6 protein-coding genes are annotated in these 6,829 nt (G+C 33.1%); all 6 read right to left on the bottom strand.

Features of this window, described 5'->3' with window-relative positions; genetic code table 11:
• Positions 1–223: 223 nt before the first annotated feature.
• The 6 genes from topB to ssuE all read right to left on the bottom strand — a co-directional run bounded on the left by topB (position 224) and on the right by ssuE (position 6,817).
• Complete coding sequence (gene topB, locus Q0977_RS12440; protein WP_299514407.1) at positions 224–2,347, bottom strand: type IA DNA topoisomerase; 2,124 nt, start codon at positions 2,345–2,347, stop codon at positions 224–226.
• Positions 2,348–2,604: 257 nt separating this feature from the next.
• Positions 2,605–3,294, bottom strand: coding sequence for an ABC transporter permease (locus Q0977_RS12435; RefSeq protein ID WP_299514404.1), 690 nt, complete (start codon positions 3,292–3,294; stop codon positions 2,605–2,607).
• Positions 3,287–4,210 (bottom strand): ATP-binding cassette domain-containing protein, encoded by a 924-nt coding sequence (locus tag Q0977_RS12430; protein ID WP_299514401.1) that lies wholly within the window; start codon positions 4,208–4,210, stop codon positions 3,287–3,289. Before Q0977_RS12430 ends, Q0977_RS12435 begins: the two co-directional genes overlap by 8 nt.
• A gap of 140 nt (positions 4,211–4,350) precedes the next feature.
• Entirely contained in the window at positions 4,351–5,283 is a 933-nt protein-coding gene (locus Q0977_RS12425) for a sensor histidine kinase KdpD (RefSeq protein WP_299514398.1), read from the bottom strand.
• A gap of 3 nt (positions 5,284–5,286) precedes the next feature.
• Complete coding sequence (locus Q0977_RS12420) at positions 5,287–5,988, bottom strand: response regulator transcription factor (protein ID WP_299514395.1); 702 nt, start codon at positions 5,986–5,988, stop codon at positions 5,287–5,289.
• A gap of 319 nt (positions 5,989–6,307) precedes the next feature.
• On the bottom strand, positions 6,308–6,817 hold the full coding sequence (ssuE, locus tag Q0977_RS12415; RefSeq protein WP_299514392.1) for an NADPH-dependent FMN reductase: 510 nt from the start codon (positions 6,815–6,817) through the stop codon (positions 6,308–6,310).
• Positions 6,818–6,829 lie beyond the last annotated feature (12 nt).

The following is a 6,829-nucleotide window of genomic DNA, read 5'->3' as shown; positions in this document are numbered from 1 at the left end:
TAGTATAAGATATTTGGAGCTTACGTGTATTTTTTTACCCTAAATTGTTTGATAACCCCAACAATTAGTATAGAACCTTTATTATCTACGTAGAATAGTACGGCAAAATAAAAGGAATAATAATTCTGATTCAATACACTACTTTCAGCAAATCGTCCATTACTAAAAGTTTGGCTTGAATAGAGATTATTATTCCTATAGCTTAGTTCCACATTTTCATGTCCTAATTAAAATCAAAAACCACTTTCCCCTGGTCTAATTTTAGTTTTGCGGAAAAGCTTGTGCCTTTTTTAGATTTAAATCCTTTCATCTCTTTTGTCACGCCATTTTGACAAAGATCTTTTACCTGATTTGGCGATAGTTTTTTACTTGCGATTGTTTTTGATACAGTAAATTTACAACCAGCTCGGTAATTTGAGCAACCGTAGAAGGATTTTCTTGCAACTATTTTGCCTTGGTGGCAAATCGGACATTCAACAATCGGTTCGTTAGATGGTGCAGATTCGATTGCAGCTTGAATGTTTGTTCCTGCAACTTTTTCTGGTGTAACTTGGATTAAATGATGTAGAAATTTCGAAACGCTGCCTAAAAATGCTTCTTGAGAGCCATTGCCGTTGCCGATTTTACGTAAATATGTTTCCCATTTTGCTGTCATTGAAGGGCTTGATAGTAGTGAACCTTCAATCGTTTCACAGAGCACTCTTCCTTTATCAGTAATGTTGACGATATTTTTTACGACTTCGATATAGCCATGTCTTTTAATCGTTTCGATAATGCCAGATCGAGTTGCTTCTGTTCCAAGACCTTCTACTTCTTTTAAAATATCGCTTTCTCCCTCGTCCTCGATGAGTTTTCCGCATGTTTTCATCATTTGCACGAGTTGCCCTTCGGTATAAGGTTTCGGAGGTTGTGTAGTTCCTTCATGAATATGAATATGAGATTCGACAATATCTTGAATTTGAACTAGCGGTAACAAAGGTTCTTCTTTCTTTTTTGTAGCAACCGGCCAAAGACCTTGGAACCCTTTATCTAATTCCACTTTACCGGTCGTTTTAAACTCAATACTTTTAACATCTGTCAAAATCGTTGTTTCTTCATATAAATAATCTCGATGGAACATAGCCATTGTATTTCGGACAATCTCGATATAGATGTTCCGCTCCATTGGTGGTAATCCCGCTATTTTTTGCTCAGACGGAATCGTTTTTGTTGGGATGATAGCATAGTGCTCTTCTACTTTTGATGAATCTACATATCGTTTTTGTGGTCGAGCATTTGCTACCTCAAATGGTTGTCCAATTATTTTTTGATAGGCAGGAATTCGTTCGACTAAATAGCCAAATTCAGCATCGGTGATAAATTGACAATCAGAACGAGGATAAGATACTAATTTCTTTTCATACAATGATTGTACAATCTCTAATACCTTCGCTGGACTGTATTTCCAAATCTTATTAGCCTTTGCTTGTAACGTTGATAGCGAATGTAGTTTTGGTGGTTTAATAGCTTTGCGAGCTTTTTTTACATCTTTGATCGTTCCAGGTAGAGGCTCATCTTCTTCGATGCCAGCCTGCATTAGAATTGCTTCTGCTTCCTCTCTTTTATCTTTTTTCACAGAAGCTTTCCCTTTATAAGGTCCTTTTTCAGCTAAAAAATCACCTGTTAACTCGTAAAAATTCGTTGGCTTAAAGTTTTCAATTTCCATATGTCGTTTATAAATCATATATACTGTGGGAGATTGTACTCTTCCGATAGACATTGTTTCATTTAAACCTTTTGCTTTCAGTAACATGGTATAGAGACGACTTGCATTCATCCCTACCAACCAGTCACTGATTTGTCTTGTTTGCGCTTCTCGATATAGTAACAAGTCCTTCTGATTATCTCTTAAATTGGTAAAGCCTTTTCGAATTTCTTCTATTTCTAAAGAGTTAATCCATAATCGTTGGATTGGTTTATTGCGTACACCTGTCTGACGTAAAATGGAATAAAAGATATTCGAACCTTCACGATCGACATCGCATGCGTTTATAAGTAAGTCGGCTTCTTTAAATAGTCTTTTCACTTCTTGAAATTGGTCCCATTTCCCTTTTGCTACACGAAATTCGTATTTTTCAGGAATCATCGGTAATTGGTTAAGTGACCATCTTTTCCATTCTGGTTTATAATCCGCAGGTTGTTTTAATTCAACTAAATGACCAATCCCCCAAGTAATCGTTGCACCTTGAGGAAATATAGCTGATGGTTGTAATTCTATGTAGTTTTTTGTTTTCTTCGCTACTTTAAATGCGTCCGCATATGCCTTTGCCTGAGATGGCTTTTCGGCAAGTATAACGATTTTTCCCATTAATAATCCCATCTTCTTTAAAATATTTTAGTAGTAAAAACGTAAAACTCAACTAATTATACATATTAGTTGAGTTTGGTATTAAATACTTTACTACTATTTTACTTTAAAAAATCTAAAATATCACTTACAAAATTGAATCTAAGTCTGAACACACCGAAGTTTTCATCTCCATTTTAGTGTGTAGATTATTATTTATCATTAACTTTCTGTAATTGGGTTTTATAAAATTCTATTTCCTAATTCCTACTTATTAATCAAATATCTATTCGTTCAATATTTCTAACTGTCAGATAACCAATGATGATTCCAACTATCCCAAGGGAAATTGGGATGGCAATCAGTTGATACACACTGAAATCATCTACGTTTGTACCTGTAAGGCTTACTAAAATAACGGCTGAAATAATTGTTGCAGATGGTGACTTTTTACGAATTCCAAAAAATAACGGAATAAGGCTTAACCCTGCAGATGTCAGTGCAGTGAAAAAGCTAGTCTTTACATACGCTAGAACGTACTCTACACTAATTGTTTCAGGTACAATATGGAATAACGGATTAAGTAAATAAAGTCCAACTACAATAAGCAATGATGAAAACATTATCGTTGTAAAAGTGAACACCACAATAATGAATAGCTTCGAAAACAAAATCTTCTTTTTGCTAATAGGATAGGTAAACATAATACTCACAACCTTATTCTTAAATTCATTGATGATGATTTTAACCATAATAACAGATGAAAAAATAAGAAATGTCGCCCGAACTAAAGTATCACTCATCATCATAAACGCATCAAAATCTTCGAATGGAACATTTGATTCCATTGTTTCTAAAACAAAGATCATCCCCATCAAAATGATAATACAGATATTTGCTATCAGTACACCTGACCAGTAATTGAATAGCTTATATTTCTTTATCTCCAAAGAAATAAGTTTAAGCAATTGCCCCACCCCCATTAATTATTTTCAAAAAGTAATCTTCTAATGAATGTTCCTTCTTATTAATTTTTGTTACAAGAACATCATTCATAATTAGAGCTTTGGAAATCTCTCCTTCAGCTATTTTCGAATCATATATTCGGATTGTTTGAGTATCCATAATTTTAAAATTGGCGATTTTTAATATTTCATGGATGACAAATACTGATTTCTTTATGTCATCTGTTTCTAACTCTATATAGCCCACATTTTCTGAACGAATGTCATCCATTAATATTTCATTAATGAGATGGCCATCTTTAATAATCGCAATGGTATCCGCAATTTTTTCGATTTCCGCGAGATTATGACTAGATATCAATATCGTCATGCCATAATCTTCTTTCAATATCTTGAAAAGTGAGCGCATTTCTTTAATCCCTACCGGATCAAGACCGTTTAACGGCTCGTCAAGTATTAATAATTCTGGTTTTGATAATATAGCTCTTGCAATGCCCAATCGCTGCTTCATCCCTAAAGAAAAATCCTTTACCTGTTTCTCTTCAAAGTTCTGTAGTTGAACCATTGCAAGAGTCGTATCAATCGCAGATTTGTCATAGTAGCCGATGTATTCACAGTGAAGATTTAAGTTTTCACGAGCTGTTAATTTATCAAAAAATATAGGATATTCAATGATATTACCAATTCTTTTGAATAGTTCATAGGATGTGGGTGTTAATTTTTGATCAAAAAGAAGAATTTCTCCGTTTGTTGGCTTCACTAAATTCAAAATCATTCTCATGATGGTTGTTTTCCCTGCACCATTTGGCCCTAATAGTCCATAAATTTCTCCTTTTTTTACATGTAAATTCACATCCGAAACAACTTCTTTACCTTTATAAATCTTCGTTAGATTCTTTGCTTGTATTATATAATTCATTTCCCTTCCCCTTTCATAATTCTATTGTATCCAATAAAACTCTCCTTTTTCTTAACCATTCCTTACGAATTCCTTACTTTCCCAAAAAAATTGTTGGAATACTTAACATCTATTCGATATTAGGTATTCCAACAATAAAATTAACCTATAAATTTATTTAGTTTTACAGTGAAGGCTGTTCTTTCATAAGGCATACTTTCTAATAAAATTTCTCCACCCATTTTCTCTACTAAAGTTTTTGTAATGGTTAAGCCAAGACCACTTCCTTGATAAAGGTTATTTCTTGAATCATCCATTGTATACATCCGATCAAACACATGCTCTTTATGTATTTCATTTATACCCTTACCTTTATCTGAAACTACAATATAAACATGCTTTTTATCGGCCTTTAACTCTAAGCCTAACATTTTACCATCCGCACCATATTTAATGGCGTTTGATATTAAATTGTCGAGGACTCTCTCCATTTCTATTTCATTGACCAATGCATAATGGTTTTCTTCAGGAATTAGGATGGATACCTCAAAATCTCTGCTCGACAATATATCATAATAATCGAGGACTTTTTTTCGACATATTTCATTTATATTAACTTTTGAAATATCAATCGTCTTATCATCTGATTCAAGCTTCGCTAATTCAAAAAATTTATTTATCAATTCAATAACCTCTTCAGCCTTTGAGTTCACGATTTTCAACAATGATTTCAATTGCTGCCGATTTAGACTTTCATCATTTGCAATCATTTCTGTGTAACCAAGAATGACTGTAAGAGGCGTTTTAATATCATGCGAAATATTCGATAACATTTTTCTCATAGAACGTTCGATACGATTATAATCTGCTGCAATCATTTGGTTATAATCTACTAAACGATTTATTTGTGTTAGTAAAGACTGAATCTGTGTATTATCTGTATAAAGTAATAATTTTTCATCTGTTTTATCTTGCACAATCTGTTGTAGCTTCAAATGGGCATATTCCAGTTGTTTGTAATGTAATGTACGTTTCACATATAGATAGATATTTAAACTAATAGATAGCACTAAAACAATTGTGATCCATACCATACTTTAGAATTCCACCAGTCGATAGCCGATGCCCCATAAAGTTTGAATATATTTAGGATTTGAAGGATCATCTTCTATCTTTTCTCTAAGTCTTCTAATATGAACATTGATCACATTCATATCTTGCACGTACTCTGCCTGCCATACAAGATTATATAATTGTTCCTTTGTATATACTTGCTTTGGTTTCTTTATAAATAGGTTTAAAATATTGAACTCTGTTGCTGTAAGCTTCAAATTTACACCGTTCTTTTTCACGGTGTACCCTTCCATATCAACAACTAAATCTCCTATTTTAATGATAGTTTCCTTTGCGTTTGATATTTCAGTTGAATAATTTATTGTTCTTCTAATGAGCGCTTTAATCCTAGCTATCAATTCTATCATTGAAAAAGGTTTTGATATGTAGTCATCTGCTCCCATCCCAAGTCCTAATGCTTTGTCTACATCATCACCTTTTGCAGACATGATTAAAATTGGTACTATACTATTTTGTCTTATAGCCCTTAGACATTCCAGTCCATCAACTTTAGGCAACATTAAATCCAAAAGAAGTAAATCAAAGTCCTTCTCACGAGTAAGTACCTCTAAAGCTTCTTCACCATCAAATACAGTCGTTATTAAATAACCTTCCCTCGTTAAACTGTCACTGACCAATTTACTAATTGCTTGATCGTCCTCAATAATCAATATTTTTTTCTCCAAGATAACACTCCACTTCTAAAATGGTACTGAGCTAATTATTCAATTATAGAATATAATTATCGTTTTGGAAATATAATACATAATTTAAAAGTGGAATATTTTAAATCGAACGAAATCTTAATTTTATGAAGTTTTATGTGCTACTTTAAAATCTAAACATACTCTTACTTATAATTTCTAATTAAACTAGAATACCGTTTCTTTCAACTTATTTAAAAAATTATTTTTATAGTGATACTTTTTCCAACTAATATGCAATAATTAAAAACCCCACCTCCTTATGTAAGGAGACGGAGCTTCTATAGTAAAAATGTGATTGTTAAACTGTTACTTCGTTTCGAATTAGTTGCTGATTGATTCTTGCTTGAATGTCTTCTTCAATAGCAAAGCCTTGTTCTGTTCGCTCGATTTGCTTATCTATAATAAAGACACCATGTGAAATACTTGTAGCGCCTAGTGCTGTTAATACTGGCTTCAATGCATAATCAATGGCTAATAAATGATGTGGTGTGCCGCCTACCGCGATGGGGATGATATGTTTATCTTCAAATCCTTTTTGCGGAATAAGGTCTAAATATGTTTTTATAATTCCTGAATAGGCTGCTTTATAGACGGGTGTTAATACGACAACTACATCTGCCTGGTCCACTTTGGCATTTGCTTCTCTAATTGCTTCGCTTGCAAAATTTGCAGAGATTAAATCTTCTGCTGGTAATGCAAACACCTCAATCGCTTCTACTTCTTCCAAACTATCTTGAATGTAATGTTGAATCGCATTTACACGTGATGTACGTGCATTCGCTCCATTAATAATAACCGTTTTTGTCATGATAAAATCCTC

The organism is uncultured Rummeliibacillus sp., assembly GCF_934216135.1.
Taxonomy (GTDB): domain Bacteria; phylum Bacillota; class Bacilli; order Bacillales_A; family Planococcaceae; genus Rummeliibacillus.
This window is presented reverse-complemented; position numbering and strand designations above follow the sequence as displayed.

Bases quoted from the DNA above. Each gene is read 5' to 3' on its own strand.
- topB (WP_299514407.1), bottom strand. From the start codon at position 2,347: ATGGGAAAAATCGTTATACTTGCCGAAAAGCCATCTCAGGCAAAGGCA.
- Q0977_RS12430 (WP_299514401.1), bottom strand. From the start codon at position 4,210: ATGAATTATATAATACAAGCAAAGAATCTAACGAAGATTTATAAAGGT.
- Q0977_RS12425 (WP_299514398.1), bottom strand. From the start codon at position 5,283: ATGGTATGGATCACAATTGTTTTAGTGCTATCTATTAGTTTAAATATC.
- ssuE (WP_299514392.1), bottom strand. From the start codon at position 6,817: ATGACAAAAACGGTTATTATTAATGGAGCGAATGCACGTACATCACGT.